General features: G+C 64.0%; 19 protein-coding genes. 15 read left to right on the top strand and 4 right to left on the bottom strand.

Translation table 11 applies throughout. The annotated features are described in order from the left end of the window. Positions 1-74 precede the first annotated feature (74 nt). A complete protein-coding gene (gene chrA, locus QA609_RS17150) occupies positions 75-1,475 on the bottom strand; it encodes a chromate efflux transporter (RefSeq protein WP_278303831.1) in 1,401 nt (466 codons plus the stop codon). Positions 1,476-1,672: 197 nt separating this feature from the next. Here chrA and QA609_RS17145 point away from each other — a divergent pair, with 197 nt between their 5' ends. The 8 genes from QA609_RS17145 (at position 1,673) to QA609_RS17110 (ending at position 8,418) form a co-directional block, all read left to right on the top strand. Next, positions 1,673-2,239 (top strand): hypothetical protein, encoded by a 567-nt coding sequence (locus QA609_RS17145; RefSeq protein ID WP_278303830.1) that lies wholly within the window; start codon positions 1,673-1,675, stop codon positions 2,237-2,239. A 63-nt stretch (positions 2,240-2,302) separates the two neighbouring features. Then, positions 2,303-2,785 carry a DUF892 family protein gene (locus QA609_RS17140; protein ID WP_278303829.1) on the top strand — a complete coding sequence of 161 codons (483 nt, stop codon included), beginning with the start codon at positions 2,303-2,305 and terminating at the stop codon, positions 2,783-2,785. Between the two features lie 190 nt (positions 2,786-2,975). After that, entirely contained in the window at positions 2,976-3,647 is a 672-nt protein-coding gene (locus tag QA609_RS17135; RefSeq protein WP_278303828.1) for a helix-turn-helix domain-containing protein, read from the top strand. Between the two features lie 77 nt (positions 3,648-3,724). Then, the gene (locus QA609_RS17130) at positions 3,725-3,943 is read left to right on the top strand and encodes a hypothetical protein (protein ID WP_278303827.1); all 219 of its coding nucleotides are present in this window, start codon (positions 3,725-3,727) and stop codon (positions 3,941-3,943) included. A 223-nt stretch (positions 3,944-4,166) separates the two neighbouring features. Next, entirely contained in the window at positions 4,167-4,589 is a 423-nt protein-coding gene (locus QA609_RS17125; protein ID WP_278303826.1) for a hypothetical protein, read from the top strand. Positions 4,590-4,755: 166 nt separating this feature from the next. Next, a complete protein-coding gene (locus tag QA609_RS17120) occupies positions 4,756-5,544 on the top strand; it encodes a transcriptional regulator (RefSeq protein ID WP_278303825.1) in 789 nt (262 codons plus the stop codon). 267 nt (positions 5,545-5,811) lie between these two features. Next, positions 5,812-8,262: a CARDB domain-containing protein gene (locus QA609_RS17115; RefSeq protein WP_278303824.1), complete on the top strand. Its 2,451-nt coding sequence runs from the start codon at positions 5,812-5,814 to the stop codon at positions 8,260-8,262. A 9-nt stretch (positions 8,263-8,271) separates the two neighbouring features. Beyond that, positions 8,272-8,418 (top strand): hypothetical protein, encoded by a 147-nt coding sequence (locus tag QA609_RS17110; RefSeq protein ID WP_278303823.1) that lies wholly within the window; start codon positions 8,272-8,274, stop codon positions 8,416-8,418. Between the two features lie 82 nt (positions 8,419-8,500). Here the strand turns inward: QA609_RS17110 and QA609_RS17105 are convergent, their stop codons facing one another. Beyond that, positions 8,501-8,842, bottom strand: a complete 342-nt coding sequence (locus tag QA609_RS17105) for a cupin domain-containing protein (protein WP_278303874.1) — start codon at positions 8,840-8,842, stop codon at positions 8,501-8,503. Positions 8,843-8,932: 90 nt separating this feature from the next. Here QA609_RS17105 and QA609_RS17100 point away from each other — a divergent pair, with 90 nt between their 5' ends. The 7 genes from QA609_RS17100 to QA609_RS17070 all read left to right on the top strand — a co-directional run bounded on the left by QA609_RS17100 (position 8,933) and on the right by QA609_RS17070 (position 14,599). Continuing rightward, on the top strand, positions 8,933-9,829 hold the full coding sequence (locus QA609_RS17100; RefSeq protein ID WP_278303822.1) for an ABC transporter substrate-binding protein: 897 nt from the start codon (positions 8,933-8,935) through the stop codon (positions 9,827-9,829). 5 nt (positions 9,830-9,834) lie between these two features. Next, entirely contained in the window at positions 9,835-10,836 is a 1,002-nt protein-coding gene (locus tag QA609_RS17095; protein ID WP_278303821.1) for an ABC transporter substrate-binding protein, read from the top strand. Positions 10,837-10,839: 3 nt separating this feature from the next. Further along, a complete protein-coding gene (locus tag QA609_RS17090; RefSeq protein WP_278303820.1) occupies positions 10,840-11,811 on the top strand; it encodes an ABC transporter substrate-binding protein in 972 nt (323 codons plus the stop codon). Positions 11,812-11,813: 2 nt separating this feature from the next. Next, positions 11,814-12,242, top strand: a complete 429-nt coding sequence (locus QA609_RS17085; protein WP_278303819.1) for a VOC family protein — start codon at positions 11,814-11,816, stop codon at positions 12,240-12,242. 87 nt (positions 12,243-12,329) lie between these two features. Beyond that, positions 12,330-12,953, top strand: coding sequence for a class I SAM-dependent methyltransferase (locus QA609_RS17080; protein WP_278303818.1), 624 nt, complete (start codon positions 12,330-12,332; stop codon positions 12,951-12,953). 348 nt (positions 12,954-13,301) lie between these two features. Next, complete coding sequence (locus QA609_RS17075) at positions 13,302-14,177, top strand: ParA family protein (RefSeq protein WP_278303817.1); 876 nt, start codon at positions 13,302-13,304, stop codon at positions 14,175-14,177. Next, complete coding sequence (locus QA609_RS17070; RefSeq protein WP_278303816.1) at positions 14,174-14,599, top strand: hypothetical protein; 426 nt, start codon at positions 14,174-14,176, stop codon at positions 14,597-14,599. Before QA609_RS17075 ends, QA609_RS17070 begins: the two co-directional genes overlap by 4 nt. 549 nt (positions 14,600-15,148) lie before the next feature. On the opposite strand, the gene QA609_RS17065 is transcribed toward QA609_RS17070, so the two are convergent. Both QA609_RS17065 and QA609_RS17060 read right to left on the bottom strand, forming a co-directional pair. Beyond that, positions 15,149-16,363 (bottom strand): orc1/cdc6 family replication initiation protein, encoded by a 1,215-nt coding sequence (locus tag QA609_RS17065; RefSeq protein WP_278303815.1) that lies wholly within the window; start codon positions 16,361-16,363, stop codon positions 15,149-15,151. 634 nt (positions 16,364-16,997) lie between these two features. Next, the gene (locus tag QA609_RS17060) at positions 16,998-17,324 is read right to left on the bottom strand and encodes a TRAM domain-containing protein (RefSeq protein ID WP_278303814.1); all 327 of its coding nucleotides are present in this window, start codon (positions 17,322-17,324) and stop codon (positions 16,998-17,000) included. Positions 17,325-17,445 lie beyond the last annotated feature (121 nt).

Here is a 17,445-nt window from a genome sequence, read left to right as displayed (position 1 = left end):
CATTTTACTATACCGGATAGCAGTCTCGGGCGTCGACGGTTCCGAACCGGGCAGAAATTACTCCAGCGACGGAGCTAAACGAGGAAGAAGGCGCCGACACCGATCGCGCCGCCGGCGGCGATGAGGTACGCGGCGTGGACACCGCGGACGAACAGCCAGTAGGTGACGACCGCCAGCAAGACGGCGAACAGATCGAGGACCGCTCCGGCGGCCGGGATCGGAACGGTCGGCTGCTCGACGAAAAACGACTCCTCGGCGAGGATGACCGTCGCACCGAGGATCGCCCCGATGACGGCCGCGTTGACGGCGACCAGAGCGGTCTGGACGAGTTCGTTCTCGCGGACCTTCGCGAAGTACGGGAAGAAGCCGATGATGAACGCGAAGGAGGGGCCGAACGCGCCGATCGTCGCTACGAGCGCGCCGATCACCGCGAGGGCGACGATCCCACCGGAGACGTCGAGTATGAGCTTGTACCCCACGAACGCCGTCGTCATCACGACCGGGCCGGGCGAGAGCTGTCCGATCGCGATCCCGTCGACGAACTCGCGTCCGGTCATCCAGCCGAACTCGCTGACCACGTAGGTCTCGATAAAGGGGATCAATACGAGCCCGCCGCCGTAGATGAACGAGCCGGTGTAAATCATGAACGCGAACAGCTGGATCCAGGGGTTGGCCCAGAGCGCGATCAACGCACCCCAGATCGGACTGGTCTCGAGCGCGCCGCGAACGGCGGGACCGAGAGCCTCGAGGACCCAATCGCGGAGGACGAACAGGAGTCCTGCGACGGCGCCGAGGATCGCCCACGGCGCCAGTCGGCGCGCGTTCGTTCGGACCCAGTCGGAGCGGTAGACCGCGACGCCGACGAGCCCGGACGCGATGAACAGCAACACCGGGTTCGGACCGAGGACGGCCTGAACGACCGTGGTCGCGACGAGCAGGACGACGAGCAGGTAGTCGACGTTCCACGATTCACCCCGGACCTCGAACTCGGTGTCCGTTCGCCCCTCCTCGAAGGCGCTTCGGATCATCGAGTAGCAGGCGCCGACGATGAGGCCGATGACGACAGGGTTGATCCCGTAGAACACCGCCTCGACCGCGGGAACCTGCTGGTAGGCGAAGTAGAGCCACGAGAAGAAGACGACGAGAACGAACGTCGGCAGCATGAAGAAGAAGCCGGCAACGAGCGCGCCCTTCGTCCCGGCGTAGATCCAGCCCATGAAGATTCCGAGCTGGGTCGAGGCCGGCCCCGGGAGCATGTTACAGATCGCGAGCCCCTCCATGAACACCGACTGATCGGTCCACTCCTTGCTGTCCTCACCGACGAGGTCGTCCTCCATCATCGCGATGTGGACCATCGGACCGCCGAAGCCGACGATCCCGATGAAGAGGTAGTACTTGGCGACCTCGAGGAGTTTGGCGGGGGTAGCGCGGCCACGGTACTCCGTCTTCGCCGCGTCGGCCGTCGCGTCAACCATCGCTCTCGGCGGTCGATCGATCGCCGGCGGTCGGCCGTCTTGCGCTCGTGGATGGCACAATCTTCATGCCGATCGGGGTGTCATCTCGACGCATGAGATGACGTCACGATGTTCGGGTAAATATATTCCTATTTATAGGGTATGTTGAATATAGTGTCATTGCTGGCGGACCGGAGCCGAACGAACACGACGCAACCATGACGGACCGAAAGAACGCGATGTTGACGACCGAGGATCGTCGGTGGCTCACCGGGGAGAAGTCCTACGAGGGTGAGCACGCCAAACAGCAACGCTACCAGCGCCGACGCGACATCCGCAAGCGGGTCCACAACACGATTCTCGATTTCACGATCCTGTTCGAGCACCTCGAGGAGGCCGAACGGGAGAAGCTCTTCGAGCGCCTCGCGGACGGCGACGAGGACGACGAGTTCACGGCGGGGCTCCGGGACGGGCTGGCCTTCATCCTGTACAACACGGGGATCACGGAGGCGATGCTCGAAGCGCACTCGGACCGAACCGAGTCGACGGCGGAACGGCTCCTCCGGGAGGCCGTGTACGCGGCCGGGAAGCGAGACGAGATCCTCGTCGAGGACCTCGAGCTCTCGATCGATGCGACCCGCGCGCCGATCGCGTCGATTCTGGAGGAGTTACGGGCGGGAAACGAGGTGTCGACGGCGGAGCTGTGTCTCCTGCTGGAGAGCGAGGCGGTCGACACCGACGCCGCGCGGGACTGTCTCAGGGAGCTGGTCGTCGATGCGGAGTGAACGACTGCGGCGGCGAGCAGAGCTATACGACCGACATCCGTACGCACCACGCGAGAAACCATTATGAGCATCAGAACTGAAGCGGACATGTTCGAGCGGGAGCTACAGAAGCTGTACCACGCGGAACTCGAGATCCTCGATCTGAACGGCGACCTCTCGGAGGCGGCCGCCAGCGAGGAGATTCGGGAGCTGTTCGCCGACCACAGGGAGGATACGGTCGCACAGATCACCCGGATCGAGGAGATCTTCGAGCTGGCCGAGCTTCCCCTCGAGGAGCGTGGCAGTCCGATCATGGAGGGACTGCTCGCCGAAAAAGACGAGTTCATCAGCGAGGTCGAGAGCGCCGAGCTGCGCGATCTCGACGCGATCGGGGTCGGCACGATCAACGAGCGGATCGAGATCACGCTGCTCGATCGGCTGGTTCTGTTGGCCGAGAACCTCGATCACCCCGAACCGGTGGTGAGTCGGCTCGAGCAGAATCGGTCCGAAGCCGAATCCGCGCTGCGGAAGATGCAGGAGTTCCGCGAGCGAAAACGGAAGCACTGAGACGAACGTGTCAACGGTGACGGACCGTCGCGACGGGTTTACTTCCGTCGCTGATCGACGGTATGTCTACTGCTCCTTCTGTGAAATTAGTGGTGTTGAGAGTCGTACCGCAATGGAGGTCGGAGGCCCGGAACGCGTTGTTGCAGTCGCAGGTGCCGGTTTTCAGTGTCTCGAGCCGAACGAAACGTGTATGAGCGTCGTCGCCGAGTTCACGATTCCCGCCGACGCGTTCGCGCTGGAACACACGTTCGATACCGTACCCGACGCGACGGTCGAGATCGAACGCCTCGCGACCCACAGCCGCGAGTGGGTGATGCCGTTCCTGTGGGTGAGGAGCGACGATCTCGAGGCCGTAAAACACGCCCTCGAGGCCGATCCCGATATCGAGGGGGTTCGAACGCTCAACCTCGCCGACGGCATCGGCTACTTCAACGTTCACTGGAGCGAGGAGCTCCAGCGCCTGATCGACGAGGTCGTCGACCAGCACGGGATCGTACAGGAGGCCGAAGCAAAGGACGGACGCTGGTACCTCAAGCTGAAGTTCGTCGACGAGAGCGTCCTCGAGGAGTTTCAGGCGCACTTTCGCGATCGGGGTCACGCGTTCGAACTCCAGCGCTTGTACCGGGGGATCGAACCGAAGGAACGGCGGTACGACCTCACGCCGGAACAGCGGGAGGTGCTCACGACCGCCCAGGAGATGGGCTACTTCGACGTTCCTCGCGAGACCCAGATCGAGGAGCTGGCCGCGGAGCTCGACATCTCGACGAACTCGGTCTCCCAGCGACTGCGTCGGGCGACGGACAACCTCGTCAGGAACACACTCACCGTCTCGACTCCGAAAGGCCTGCCCGACGCGAACTGATGTGTACCACTCCCCATATAAATACTCTCGACTTCAATGCAGAGTGGGTTTCGACGAGCGTCGTCTTGGATCAGTAAATGAACGATCGTTCCGGCCGCGACATGGCGGCCGATTCGGACGCTGACACGGAGACGACGCGGAAAGTCGCAGCGATCTGTACCACCTGCGGGAAAGCCTACGCCTCCGAGCAGCGATCCGACGGAACCGTCCAGCCGATCGGACAGCGAACGGGGTGTGAGTGCGGCGAAACGTCGTTCGAAGTCGTCGACTCGACGGAGGCCGCCGCCGACGACTGAGCAGTGATTTCGGACCCACTGACGTGGCCGGTTTCGACGGAGCTCGCTCCCTCCAGCAACGCGACCGAAGGCGGCTCTCGAGCGAGGGTGGCATGACGGCCGACGAACGCGCGGGAAGGGCAATCCGGCGAACAGGGGTCGTTCGATCGGCGAGGGGTGTTCGACGAACGCGTGTTAGTTTGATGGCGACGTCGACGGTACGACCCGCCGGAGGTATCCAGCCATGCATACGGCGGATTCGGCTACGGAGGACGGTTCGGAGACGGCGCCGCGCCGGCGAACGGTACTCGCGGCGCTGAGCGCGCTGACGGGGGCAACGGCGATCGGTTCCGGAACGGCGATGGCACAACAGGACGGTGGTCGGGTCGAGACTCGAGGCTGTGGCGACGAGGATCTCACGCCCGAGGACTGGTCGACCGGCGCGATGACCGTTCGCGCCTGCGAGGGGAGCGGCGGCGAGGTGACCCTCGACGTTACCGGCAACGTCGCCACGGAACGCTACGTGCAGGATCCGCGACTGTTGCCCTCGAGTGAGACGCTGTTCGTGTCGGCGGGCCAGCGCGATACCCTCTGGTTCACCGGGCGGATCGTCGGACTCTCCTGTTCGAGTTCCGCGCTCAACGTCGGAATCGCACACCGCGGGTGAGGCGCCACCGTACGACTCACCCGGCCCACCACTTGCTCCCGTATCGCGAGCGATTGCGTCCCCTCGTCGCCGATAGAACAATTTTTCAGCCGGTTCGGTTCGGATCGTGTTGACTAGAGTAAACTGTGTTCCCGGCAAAGCTATCAGTGTCGGGGTGAGTTCATACATGTCCACTACAGCGGGGGTCGACGGAATGTGCTTTCTGACGCAGTCGTCCGTTCGGATCCGGCTGCTCGAGACGTTGTACGACGAGCGACGGCTCCGGAAGCGGGAGTTGCGGGAACGGTTCGACGCCTCTCGCGTGACGGTTCGGCGCAACGTCGGCGCGCTCGAGGAGCGTGACTTGATCGAGGTGACGGGACGGACCTGCGAGATCACGTCGCTGGGGGAGCTCGTCGTCGAGGACGTGCTTCCCGCGCTATCGCTGGTCGACGTTGTCGAACGGCTACGGCCGTTCGTGCGGTGGTTTCCCGACGACGAGCTCGAGTTCGATCTCCGGGCGCTCGAGGACGCGACGGTCGTCGCCGCGGACTCGAGCGATCCGTACGCGCCCGTGAACCGCCACATCGAGGCAATGGAGCGTGCCGATCGGTTCCGATGTCTGCTTCCGGCAGTCGGGCTGCCGGCGATGACGGTGGCACGCGACCGTGTCGTCGACGGCGGGAGCAGACACGAACTGATCTACGGTCGCGAGATCGCGGCGACGGTTCGGAGTCAGCCGGAGTACGGGCGACTGATCGACGAGATGCTCGAGTCCGGGAACTGCGACCTGTACGTCGCGGACCGCGGGGTCGAGTTCTACCTCGGCCTCTTCGAGGACGGCGTCCAGCTCGGCGTCGAGAACGACGACGGCGTTCCTCGGGCCCTCGTCGAGACCGACGCCGAGGAAGTCCGCGAGTGGGCCGAGCGGACCTACGACCGCTACCGAACCCGAGCCGACCCCTTGATGCCCTGAACCGTACGCTGGCACCCCTCTGAGCCACCGGGCGAAGGGCGCACGGAATATCCCCCGTTCTTCGATCAGGGGGTGTTCGCGGAACACCGAATACAACTTTTGCGTGTTGTGAGATAGCAAATGCCATGCTTTGTCAAAGGAGGGAGCGCACGACCCGGACGGACGGCCCCCAGTGGATCGAGTGGCAGGTTCCTCGGCGGCAGACGGCAAGCGACGAGACAACGCCGCGGGACGCTCGCTCGAGAGCACGCATCGGGAACGATCACGATGACTGATACCGACTACGGGGAGAGCGAGCCGCGCCGAAACGGGCTCCCGAAGGATCGAACGAGACCTTCGGACAGCCGGACCCTGACGGTGGGGAGACGGACGGTACTCCGGTTGGGCGCCGGGACGGTCGCGGCCGCACAGCTCCCGTCCGCGCTCGCGCAGGCGGACGACGAACCCGGCGAGAGCGACGCAGCCGGTGGAAGCGAAGCGGTTCCCGCCGACGCGGTAGCCGCGATCGAGGACGGCGTCGCGGAGGGGATCGAAACCGCACGGGCGGAAGGTGTCGAAGCGAGCCCGGAACAGGAGGCCGCACTCGAGGAGAGCGCCCTCGAGGCGGCGGCCCGGTACCCGGACGCGGATCCGGACGCGATCCGGGCGGCGACGGCCGGCGCGGCGGAGGGCGCGTTGCTTCCCTCGGAACCGCTCGAGGCGGACGAGGGGGACGAAGCGCTACTGACGACGCTTTCGACGGCTCGCGGCTCGGCTCAGCCCCGGACGGCGACGCCCGTCGAGGCGATCGGACCCGCCGTAACCGGCGCCGTAGCGGGCGGGCTCTCCCAGTACCAGGAGGTGACCGTCGAACAGCTCCAGTACGTGACGAGGGGCGTCTGTGGCGGCGCGGTCGTCCAGCGACAGCGCGTAACCGTCCGACAGGTACAGGTAGCCGCGTTCGGCGCCGCGCGAGGCTGCGTCCGTTCGATCGTCCAGTACCAGGAGGTGACCGTCGAGCAGATCCAGTACGTCGCCGACGGCGCCGTACAGGGTTGTCTCACTGGCGTCGTCCAGCACCAGCGGGTGACCGTTCGACAGGTTCAGGCCGTCGCCTCCGGCGTCGCGCAGGGTGGGATCTCGGCCGCCTTCCAGTATCAGGAAGTCAGCGTCGAGCAGGTCCAGTATCTGACCGGTGGCGCCGCGTGGGGTTGTCTCACGGGCGTCGTCCAGCATCAGGAAGTGACCGTCGAACAGCTCCAGTACGCCGCAGTGGGGACGACTCAGGGAGCCGCCAGCGGCGTCGTCCAGCGCCAGACGGTCGACGTGCGGCAGGTCCAGTACGCCACCCAGGGGGCCGCACAGGGCGCGGTACAGATCCAGGAGGTCGACGTACGGCAGGTCCAGTCGATGGCCTTCGGCACCTCGAGCGGCGTCGTCTCGCGCGCGGCTGATGCCACGCCGGAGCAACTCAGGTCAGCTGCCCTAGTAACGGATCGGACGGTCGGCGAACTCGTCCGCGATCGGCCCGTCTCCGACGAGGAGCTACAGGCGATCGCGACTCACACCGCGGGGGAGACGGTAGAACACGCCGTCGAGACCGAGACCGACGACGAGGACGAACTCGAGGAGCGAGCGAGCGAGTCGGCCGAGGAGGGGTTCGACGATCCGGAGGAGCTCGAGGAGCCCGAGGACCGCCCGGAGGAACCCGACGAACTCGAGGACGAGGAGGAGTTCGAGGAACCGGACGAACTCGAAATCGCCGCGTTCGACGTCGACGACGCGGTCACCGTCGGCGAGGAGGTCGAGGTGACCGTCGGGCTCCGGAACCTCGGCGACGAGACGGTCACCGAGGACGTCGTCCTGGAGATCGACGGGGAGGAGATCGAGACCGAATCGGTGGAAGTCGACGCCGAAAGCGAGGACACCGTCGAGTTCGCCTACGAGACGACCGACGACGACCTCGGCGACCTCGAGGTCGCGGCTCGGACCGACGACGACGAGGCGAGCGCGACCGTCGAGGTGAGCGACGACGCCGCACCCGCCGAATTCGCGGTCGAGATCGTCGAGGCCGACGAATCCCTCGAGGCCGGAGAGACCCTCGCGGTGGTCGTCGAGGTCGATAACACCGGTGACGAGGAAGCGACCCAGGAGCTCGAGTTCTTCGTCGACGACGCGCTCGAGGACACCGAGTCAGTGACGCTTTCCGGCGGCGAGGTGGAGACGGTCGACTTCGAGTACGAGACCGAGCCTGCAGAGGACGATCGGGAGCTCGCGATCCGGGTCGAAAGCGAGGACGACGTCGACGAACGAACCGTGCCGGTGTCCGGGGTCGAAGAGGACGAGGATCCCCCCGCCGACGAAACGGACGAGGAGCCCCCCGCCGACGAAACGGACGAGGATCCCCTCGAGGACGGAGACGAGCCGATCGAGGAGCCGCCGACCGACGACGACGACCCACCGACCGAGGAGGAACCGATCGACGAGGACGACGATGATCCACCGACTGAAGCGGACGATCCACCCGAGGAGGACGACGACGATCCCACCTCCGACGGCGACGAGCCCGAGGAGCCGGACGAGGAACCGCCGAGCGAAACGGACGATCCCCCGGGCGACGGCGCGGGACCCGAAGCGGAAGGTAATGACGACGCATCCGTCGACGGTGAAGATACCGGATCGGGGCTCGGAGACGACGCGGAACTGGAGGACGACCTGCCCGAAGGCTCATCGGCGTAAACGCGCAGAATGAACGCACTCGAGTCACTCCGGGAACTGCTCGACGGCGACGACGTCGTCCTGTACGAGTGTCGCAGGTGCGGGACGACGTTCTCGACGGAGACGATCGAGTGTCCCCGATGTGAATCGAACGAGATCGCTCGGTACGAGTGGTGAACTACCGGGAGCTTCGGCACGGGCTCCGACTCGGACCGGGCTTCGAGGACGACGGCGACGGTCCGGTGGGTGTGGACGACGGTCACCGATCACCCCAGTCGGGCCGTTCCCGCGGCGGAGCGAGAACGCCGATTCCGACAGCGGGGCTCGACGATCGGTTCTCGGCCCCGTGACGTTCCCGGCTCCGAAAGTGATAGCAGTCCCCGGGCTCGAGCCGTACCTCCTCGCCGTCGGCTATCGCGACCAGCGTCCCCTCGAGCATGTAGCCGATCTGTTCGTTGTCGTGTTCGTGAACCGGGAGGGTTGCCCCCGGATCGATGCGCCAGTACTTCACGCTCGCCTCTCGTCCCGTCGCGAGGTCCGCGAGGTAGACGCCATCGTGGACCTCCTCGAAACCCGCGTCACCGGTGTTCACCGTTTCCATGATATCACGACCCATGACACACAACCACAACACCTCTTATAAAAGTTGACGAGAAAGGTTTATCAGTGAATTCGTGATCATTGTGATTGCATGGCAGACAATAACACGCTCAAGCTGTTTCACCTCCCGTTCTCGTTCGTGTTGCCACAGCGGGTAGCGGTCGAACGGGGGTACTTCGAGGCCGAGGGACTCGACGTCGACCTGATCGAGCGCGACCGCGGGTCCGTCGAGATCAAGTATATCCCCGCCGAGGAGACGCTAACCGGCGACTACGAGGTCGATCTCTACCCCGTCTGCAAGTGGGAGAGCCTGAAGCGAACGTGGGGGATGGGCGACGGCGAGGTCGTCGCGAACGGCACCTTCGCCGACCAGCCCTACACCGTGTTCACCCGGCCGGAAACCGCGATCGAGTCGCCGACCGATCTGGCCGGGATCGACGTCGCCGTCAACCGCCGCACCGGCCAGGAGTACACCGCGATGCGAGCCCTCGAGGAACACGTCGCTCCCGAGGACGTCTCGCTCGTCCACTACGGGATGCCGACCGATCGACTGCGGGCGCTACGGGACGGCGAGGTCGACGCCGTCACGCTGCTGGATCCCCAGTCCACGCTGGCCGAGCAGCTGGGGTTCGAGCCCGTCCTCGAGTTCGAGAACCACATGGGGATCGTCGGCGGCGACGACGTCGACTCCGACCTGCTCAAGGCGTACGTCGCGGCCTACGGCCGGGCCGTTCGGGATATCAACGAGGCTCCGGAGGCGTTCCGCGAGGAGTACCTCGAGATGCTCGAGAAGGATGCCCGCGTCGCACCCGATCTCTTCGAGGACATCGACATGGACGCCCTTCGAGAGCGGGTGACGGTGCCGCGATACGAGGTGCCGGAGCTCGCCGACCGAGAGGATCTCGGGACGCAACTCGAGTGGATGAAAGAGCGCGAACTGATCGACGACGAGGCCGAGATCGACGCCATCGTCGCCTCGCTGGGGTGACCGAGATGTCGGAATCAACTGCCGTCGACATCGAGAGCCAGCAGGCCGAACTCGACGCCCACCACGACGAACCCGGCGATCGACCCGTTCTTCGGGCCCGCTTCGAGCACAACGGGAGCCCGCGGTACATGCTGTACACGATCAAGCGGCTGGGGCTGGACCACGAGCACGGCTTTCACCTCGACGTGCAACTCGTCTCGGACTCGCTCGAGGGTGGGGTCGAGACCGTCGAGGCGAAACTGCAAGAGGGCGACGCCGACCTGATCGACATCGACTACATCTCGACGGCCCGCGAGCGCGCCGACGGGGCGCCGATCGTGGCGGTCCACCCGTACGGACGGACCGTCGGCGGGCTCGTCACTCCCGAGGACTCCCCGATCGAAGACCTGACCGACCTCCGCGGCCGTCGGATCGGCGTCGTTCGCCGCCTCGACAAGAACTGGATCCTCGTGCGGGCCGCGTGCCGGGAGCGCCACGGGTTCGACCCCGACGAGGAGGCGACGCCCGTCGAAGCGGGCTCGAAGGTCGAGCTCACACGGATGCTCCAGGACGGCGAGGTCGACGGGATCCTCCAGTTCTGGCCGATCGTCCCCGAGATCACCGAGACCGGGCCGTATCGTGAGGTGTTGCCGATGGCCGAACTCGTCCAGGATCTCTCCGAGACTGACCGGAAGCTCCCGATCTCGACGTTCCTGACCAGCGAACAGTATCTCTCGGAGAACCCCGACGCGGTACGCGGATTCAAGGGCGCCTACCGTGACGCCGTCGACCGGCTGACGAGCGACGACGAGCTCTGGAAGGACATCGGCGAGCGCCTGATGTACGAGGACGACCCCGAGATCGTCCGTGCCGTTCGGGACGGCTGGCGGGACATGGTCGTCGCCGACTGGGACGAGGAGACGATCGACGGGATGGATCGGCTGTTCGACCACTTACTCGAGGTCGCGGGCGCCGACGCGCTCGGCGTCGATCACGTGCCCGACGACATGTTCCGGCTGGAGGTGTGACGGATGGAGACGCTCACCTTCCAGCTCAACTGGGAACCCAACGGGTTCCAGGCGCCATACTTCCTCGCCCGTGAGCGCGGGTTCTACGAGGAGGAGGGACTGGACGTCGCCTTCCTCGAGGGCCACGGCTCACCCTTTGCCGCCGAGCAGGCGGCCAAGGACGAGGCCGAGGCCGATATCGCCCTCGCCGGCGCCAGCGCCGTCCTCTCGGTGCAGAGCCAGGGCTACGATCCGCTTGCCGTCGCGGCGGTGACCGCGAAGACGCCGGCGGCGATCTACACGCTCCGGGACGTCTTCGGCGAACCCCTCGAGGAGCCCGAACAGCTGGTCGGTCGCACCGTCGCCCCCTCAGCGACGAAGACCCGAATCCTGACCGCCCAACTCCTCGAGGACGTCGGCATCCGCGAGGAGGTCGACCTGCTCGAGGTCGATCCCCACACCCACCACCGCGTCCAACACCAGGTGCTCGACGGCAGCGTCGACGCGGCCGTCGGCGTCGTCACTAACGGCCTCGAACTCGAGTACGAGCACGACCGGGTCGCCGACGAGCTTCCGATCGGGGACCACCTCCCCGTCTACGGGATGATGCTGGTCACGAACCCAACCTTCGCCGACGAGGAATCCGGGACCGTGAGCGCGTTCCTCCGGGCGACCGCTCGCGGTTGGGCCGAGGCGACGGCAGATCCGGAGGCCGCGATCGACTCCCTGGTCGCGCGGAACGCGACCCTCGAGCGACGTCGCCGGATCGAGCGCGAAAAGTTCGAGACGGCCGCTCGGGATCTCCAGTTCAGCCCGCACGTCGAGGAGGCGGGATGGGGGAACCACGACGGGGCACGCTGGCGACGCCTCGCGAGCGCCCTCGCCGAAACCGACCTCCTCGAGGGCGAGATCGAACCCGACGCCGCGTGGACGAACGACTACCTCGATAGCGAGGCCCGAATCGTCCGCGAGTACGCCGAACGGGTGGGACGGTGACGATGCGGGCCGTCGATCACATCAACGTCGACGTCGACGACCTCGAGGCGACGTACCCGTTCTACCGCGACGAACTCGGACTGTCGGTTCGGCGACCGCCGGAAGAGTTCGATGGCGAGCACGCCATGTTCGAAGTGGGTGACACCGTCGTCACGCTCGCCGAGACGGGGCGAGCCGGCGGCTGGAACCCCGCCGATCTCGAGCACCCGCTGGACAAGGCCCACCTCGCGTTCGAGACCGATCGGGCGAGCTACGACGACTACGTCGACGATCTCGACGATCAGTTCCCCAATCAGGGTCCCTACGACTGGGGCGAGTTCGAGGGGTTCTACTTCCTGGATCCGGACGGGAACCTGCTCGAGGTGATTACCTACGGCTCCCCGGCGGACGGACGCGGTCGGGAGTTGCTCACGCACGACGACGTGACGTGAGTCCCAGCTTCGAGACGGGACCGCAGGGTGGGACGGATGCCGACCGCGACCGGGACCTCCAAGACGGTCGGTTTCGACTGGGTCCGTATGACCGACGACCGCAGTCGCTGGAACGAGAAGTACGGCGATCCCGAGTTCGAACTGCCCGAGGATCCGATCCCCGAACTCGAGCGCTGGATCGAGACGCTGCCGAACGGTCGCGGCCTCGACATCGCGACCGGGACCGGTCGCAACGCGCTCTATCTCGCCGAGCAGGGGTACGACGTCGACGCGGTCGACGTCTCCGACGAAGCCCTCGAGCTAGCACGGAAGCGGGCCGCGGAGCGGGGCGTCGACGTCGACTGGATCCGCGTCGATCTCGAGGAGTTCGATCCCGAACCCGACACCTACGACGTGATCACCGTGAGTTTCTTCGCCGCGCTCGAGTACCTCCCCGATCTGAAGGAGGCGCTCGCACCGGGTGGAGTCCTGGTCTACGAACACCACCTGCGCTCGGCCGACGACGTCGATATCGGACCGTCGAGCAAGCGCCACCGGTACCGTTCGAACGACCTGCTTCGCGCGTGTCTCGATCTGACGATCCTTCATTACGAGGAGCGCGTGCGAACCGTCACCGACGGAACCGCGGCGGTCGTAACGCTGATCGCGCGAAACTCGAGCGGCGGGGCGCAGTCGTATCCGAATCTCACCGAAACGGACGAGCCGTCGTAGCGAACCATCACAGACACGTTAGACCGATACTGTACGTTCGTGGATGAGTGTCTTAGACATCTATCTTAGATCTCGACCATAGATCGAGTTCGTAGTGAAACGACTCGGGTGAGCTACGGAGAACAGGGCCGAAACCGAAGCGACGGTCGATCACGTCGATCCGCGGAGATCGCCCCACTCGAGGGCGTACACCGTGAGCCGAACTCTTCGGAGCCACTTATCTAAGTGTCTTAGCTAAGAGTCTTAGATTAGGTTCGCAGACGAGTTCGAAAGATACGTGACTTACCTGTCAGTCGTAGATTAGTTGTCTGACGTACTTTCATATCTGAGTAGTGACTTTCAGGAAGTATGCTCTCGTACACGGTTTACTCCGAAGCGGGGGGCGTCGGGAAGTCGTCGCTGGCGGCGAACCTCGCCGTCGCGCACGCTCGAGCGGGACTCGACGTGCTCGTCGTCCCGCTCGACCCCCAGGACGGCGACCTCAGTCGACTGCTCGGCGTCGACGAGGGGCGCGCGGACCGGGACGTCGACAACCTCGTTCGTCACCTCGTCGGTAGCGGAAAGGGATCGTTCGACGGATTGATCCGATCGGCGGAGAGCGTCGACATCGTTCCGGAGCACAACATGCTCTCGGATCTGTCGAACCACCTCGCACGCGAGAAACAGAAAGCCGAGGAGCTCGGCGACGCGTACAATATCTACGCACAGCTCCAACGGGTACTCCAGGAGGGCGGGGTCGCCGAGGAGTACGACGTCTTGATCTGTGATCCGCCGGCAACCGAGTCCGACCACCTCTACAACGCGATCTACGCGACTCGAAACCTCGTGCTCCCGGTCGAACCCAGTGCGAAGGGGCGAGCCTCCGTCGACGGCCTCGAGGAACTCGCCAGCAACTTCGCCGACCAGATGGGGATCGAGGTCGGCGTGCTGGCGGCCGTTCCGAACGGGTTCAAACGGACGAACGACCAGACGGCGCTGATCGAGGAGATCGAGTTCCCCACCCCGGAGGTGCTCCCCGACCGAACCTCCTTGATGGAGGGCTGCTGGAAGGAACAGTGCTCCGCGTTCGAGTTCGTTCGCGAACACCGCGACCGCCGTCGCGACTACGAACTCGAGACGCTGGCGCAGTTCGATCGCCTCGCCCGCTACCTCGAGGACCAGGCCGGGATCGACGCGCCGAACCCGCCGGAGCCGGGCGCGCTCGAGGAGGTGACGACTGCATGAGCGGGTTCAAAAGCGGTGCGAGCAGCGACGATCCGTTCGGCAGCGATAACGAGGGCGGCGGTGAAGACAACGAGTCATCCAGCACGGACTCCGACTCCGAACGACTGTCTCCCGAGTCAACGGCTAGGTCGGAGGCCGATCGCGACTCGAACGTCAGTGAGTCGGCTGGTGGCTCGTCGGTCGGTGGATTGCCGTGGATCTACAGACGTGATAGCATCTCCGACGACCGACCGAAGACGGTCCAGCTACACCTTCAAGAGTCGACGCTCGACCACCAGCGCGAGACCCGCCGAAGTCTCGAGGGCGAACTCGGTGAGTCCGTCAAGAAGGCCGATCTCCGGGAGGCCGCTCTTCTCGTCGGAATGACTCGCGTCGACGAGGTCGCCGACGTACTACGCGACTGGGGCTACGACTTCGAGTGAACGCTCTCGAGCCGAGACCAGCTCGGAGTTCGATGGATCAGCGGTCGGAGCAGTGATTCGAATCCAAAACCAATGTACCGTATATCGCGATATACAGATTGGGGCTGTCTGAATCCCTCTGCGAACCGTCACCAGCTGGATCTCATTCCCGAGAAGTAGTCAATCCAAAAATACTAGTCAGACACACCTCGTTTCCGGTGAAATCGACCCTCGCGAAGGTCAGTTTCCGAGGGAACCAGAAACCACCGGTCAGACGGAGTTTCACCGGAACCCCGGTGTGTCGACGGGGGAACGTTGTCGTCGACGAAGACACCATCTTTCCGGTGGAATGCTGGACGGGGTGGTTAGATTGGACATAAGTGCGCTGTAGCCGGGGATTTCAGAACCGAGAATCAGCAGAAGTTCGGTCGGTCGAATCGAACTTGTACGACGGACGAAGACACACCGAATTTCCGGTGGAGGAGCACACCACGTTTCCGGTGAATCAGGCCGTTTTCTTTCCGCAAACGGACGGTTCCATCACGATCGATCGGAACGGTCGTTCGAGAACTACTCAACGGTGTCCTCGAGAACGTTTTTGACCACTTTGGGATCCTCGAGGAGCGTGTGTTCGGTGTAACTACCCTCCGCGCTCCCGCCGCTGTGGCGGGTCTGCTCGAGGATATCGAGGAAGGCGTGTTCTTTCAGGAGGTCGCGGACGCGGCGAAGCGAGAGCGCATCGGTTCCCTCCTGTCGACAGATCTGTTCGTAGACGTCGTAGATGCGCGTGGTTCTGAACCCGCTGTTCTCGACGCCCTCGTCCTCGCGTTGCTGGTCGAGCGAGAGCACCGTTAGTGCCTGCAGAACGTACCGGGAGTGAGGGGTCGAACCGCGGATGAGTTCGCGGAATCGATCAACCTCCGCGCGTTCCCGTGCCTGAACGACGAACTCCTCGCGAACGGTCTCCGTGCCTCGAGTCTGAGCGATCTCGCCGGCGTACCGGAGGATGTCGATCGCCTTGCGCGCGTCGCCGTGCTCGCGGGCCGCCAGCGCAGCGGCCCGTGGAATTACCGCGTCCTCCAATACACCCTCTCGGAACGCATCGCTTCTGGCGGTCATGATCTTGTTGAGCTGACTCGCGTTGTACGGCGGGAAGACGAACTCCCGTTCACAGAGGCTCGATTTGACCCGCTCGTCCATCCGATCCTTGTACTTGATTTTGTTGCTGATTCCCATGACACCGATCTTGCAGTCTCTGACTTTTCCAGCCTCGCCCGCTCGGGAAAGCTGCATTAGGATCGCGTCGTCCTCGAGTTTGTCGATCTCGTCGAGGATGATGAGCGCAACGTCGTACTCCTCGTTGAGCAGACGCCAGAGTCGTTTGTAGTAGGTCGCTGTGCTGATCCCCTTATCCGGAATGTAGATATCGGTCCCATCGGTGTTGACCGAGCTCGCGATCGTCTGGACGGCCTGGGTCTCGGTGGTATCCTGTGCGCAGTCGACGTACGCGAAGACTGCGTTGATGTCTTCTTCCTTCGCGGTTTCGACGAGTCGTCTCGAGATGTACTTCGCACAGAGGGACTTTCCGGTCCCGGTCTTTCCGTAGATTAGGACGTTGCTCGGACTCTGGCCGAAGATCGCCGGATTGACCGCGTTAGCGAGGTGGCTGATCTCCTCGTCCCGACCGACGATACGACCCTCGTCCGGGAGGTGACTGATCTCGAGGAGTTCCTTGTTGACGAAGATCGGATCCTCCCGGACGAACAGGTCATCGGACTCGGGCATTGATTCAGACACCGTGTTTCCGGTGAATCGACTTGAGGGTTTCGGCGAGCGAGATCGGCCGGCCGCACACACACACCACGTTTCCGGTGAAATCGGCTCCGAAGGTGGGTGGGGTGGAGGGGAAACGGGGGTTGAAGATGGGACGAGAGCCAGTTACCGAAGGGGAAAGGCTGAGGCGCAGCCGGATCCGATTCTCCAATTCGAACGTGAGAGGCAGCAGATTCGGCTCGAGAAGACGATCCCTACGGTGACTATAGTCACCTTTCCTATGAAGTGATCTAGTCAATGGACTTTACGTCCTAATAGGTAATAAAACCACCAGTAGAGTGGGTCAAGAAATCTAGGACAACGAGCTATATATTCCAGTAAGTTGTCACGAAACACGTCTTCTCCCACGTCCCTCTCGAGCCGTTTCACCGGAAACGTGGTGTGTGTGTGCGATCCAGCGATTCCCTTCTCGAACTTCGGCTTCCTTCCTCTGGGAACCCTTCCCAAGTTCGTCGTTTGCAACAGCTCTTCCGACTACCTTTCCGACTGCCTCTCTTGAAAAATTTGGTTAGGACGTAGGGTATCCTGTCGAGCGTTTGTACGATGAACTGTGTAAACCCAGGTCGTCGCAAATCGGACAGTTCAGTTACGGGTTCGCTTCGACGAGTTCCGCCTCGCCGTAGGTCTCGTCGACCGTCGTAACCCGGACTATCGCCTCGATCGCCGCGATATCCGCCTCGAGAAAGAGTACGAACCCGCTCTCGGTCTTGCAAACGAGTGTCCCGTCGGCTTTCTCGTCGACGATGTCGACAGTCACCTCGTCGCCCGGTTCGGGTTTTCCGCCGAGGGGTTCCCCGCACCGCCAACACTCGGCGTCGTACTCCGCGGATCCTTCCGGAGCGTTGCTCGCTCCGCACCGAGGTGCGTCGCACTTGATGAACGAATCGTGTCGTCCCGGCTGATATCGTCCCACACCGCCACCGTCACTGCCGCCTCTCAAAAGCGTGCCGCTCGACCGTTCTCGGATCTCGACCGAAGTCGGACTCGAACCGACGAATTCGGCTGCGTTCGGATCTCCCACTGTGGAGTTTGCC

The organism is Natronococcus sp. A-GB7 (assembly GCF_029688865.1).
Taxonomy (GTDB): domain Archaea; phylum Halobacteriota; class Halobacteria; order Halobacteriales; family Natrialbaceae; genus Natronococcus.
The sequence above is the reverse complement of the archived record's forward strand: the minus strand, read 5'-3'. Positions and strand labels throughout refer to the sequence as shown.

What these genes read in the sequence shown, in the direction of transcription:
- QA609_RS17065 (WP_278303815.1), bottom strand. Translation starts at nt 16,363, where the DNA reads ATGCCCGAGTCCGATGACCTGTTCGTCCGGGAGGATCCGATCTTCGTC.
- QA609_RS17100 (WP_278303822.1), top strand. Translation starts at nt 8,933, where the DNA reads ATGGCAGACAATAACACGCTCAAGCTGTTTCACCTCCCGTTCTCGTTC.
- QA609_RS17085 (WP_278303819.1), top strand. Translation starts at nt 11,814, where the DNA reads ATGCGGGCCGTCGATCACATCAACGTCGACGTCGACGACCTCGAGGCG.
- QA609_RS17105 (WP_278303874.1), bottom strand. Translation starts at nt 8,842, where the DNA reads ATGGAAACGGTGAACACCGGTGACGCGGGTTTCGAGGAGGTCCACGAT.
- QA609_RS17070 (WP_278303816.1), top strand. Translation starts at nt 14,174, where the DNA reads ATGAGCGGGTTCAAAAGCGGTGCGAGCAGCGACGATCCGTTCGGCAGC.
- QA609_RS17095 (WP_278303821.1), top strand. Translation starts at nt 9,835, where the DNA reads ATGTCGGAATCAACTGCCGTCGACATCGAGAGCCAGCAGGCCGAACTC.
- QA609_RS17080 (WP_278303818.1), top strand. Translation starts at nt 12,330, where the DNA reads ATGACCGACGACCGCAGTCGCTGGAACGAGAAGTACGGCGATCCCGAG.
- QA609_RS17145 (WP_278303830.1), top strand. Translation starts at nt 1,673, where the DNA reads ATGACGGACCGAAAGAACGCGATGTTGACGACCGAGGATCGTCGGTGG.
- QA609_RS17110 (WP_278303823.1), top strand. Translation starts at nt 8,272, where the DNA reads ATGAACGCACTCGAGTCACTCCGGGAACTGCTCGACGGCGACGACGTC.
- QA609_RS17075 (WP_278303817.1), top strand. Translation starts at nt 13,302, where the DNA reads ATGCTCTCGTACACGGTTTACTCCGAAGCGGGGGGCGTCGGGAAGTCG.
- QA609_RS17115 (WP_278303824.1), top strand. Translation starts at nt 5,812, where the DNA reads ATGACTGATACCGACTACGGGGAGAGCGAGCCGCGCCGAAACGGGCTC.
- QA609_RS17140 (WP_278303829.1), top strand. Translation starts at nt 2,303, where the DNA reads ATGAGCATCAGAACTGAAGCGGACATGTTCGAGCGGGAGCTACAGAAG.
- QA609_RS17130 (WP_278303827.1), top strand. Translation starts at nt 3,725, where the DNA reads ATGAACGATCGTTCCGGCCGCGACATGGCGGCCGATTCGGACGCTGAC.
- chrA (WP_278303831.1), bottom strand. Translation starts at nt 1,475, where the DNA reads ATGGTTGACGCGACGGCCGACGCGGCGAAGACGGAGTACCGTGGCCGC.
- QA609_RS17135 (WP_278303828.1), top strand. Translation starts at nt 2,976, where the DNA reads ATGAGCGTCGTCGCCGAGTTCACGATTCCCGCCGACGCGTTCGCGCTG.
- QA609_RS17120 (WP_278303825.1), top strand. Translation starts at nt 4,756, where the DNA reads ATGTCCACTACAGCGGGGGTCGACGGAATGTGCTTTCTGACGCAGTCG.
- QA609_RS17090 (WP_278303820.1), top strand. Translation starts at nt 10,840, where the DNA reads ATGGAGACGCTCACCTTCCAGCTCAACTGGGAACCCAACGGGTTCCAG.
- QA609_RS17125 (WP_278303826.1), top strand. Translation starts at nt 4,167, where the DNA reads ATGCATACGGCGGATTCGGCTACGGAGGACGGTTCGGAGACGGCGCCG.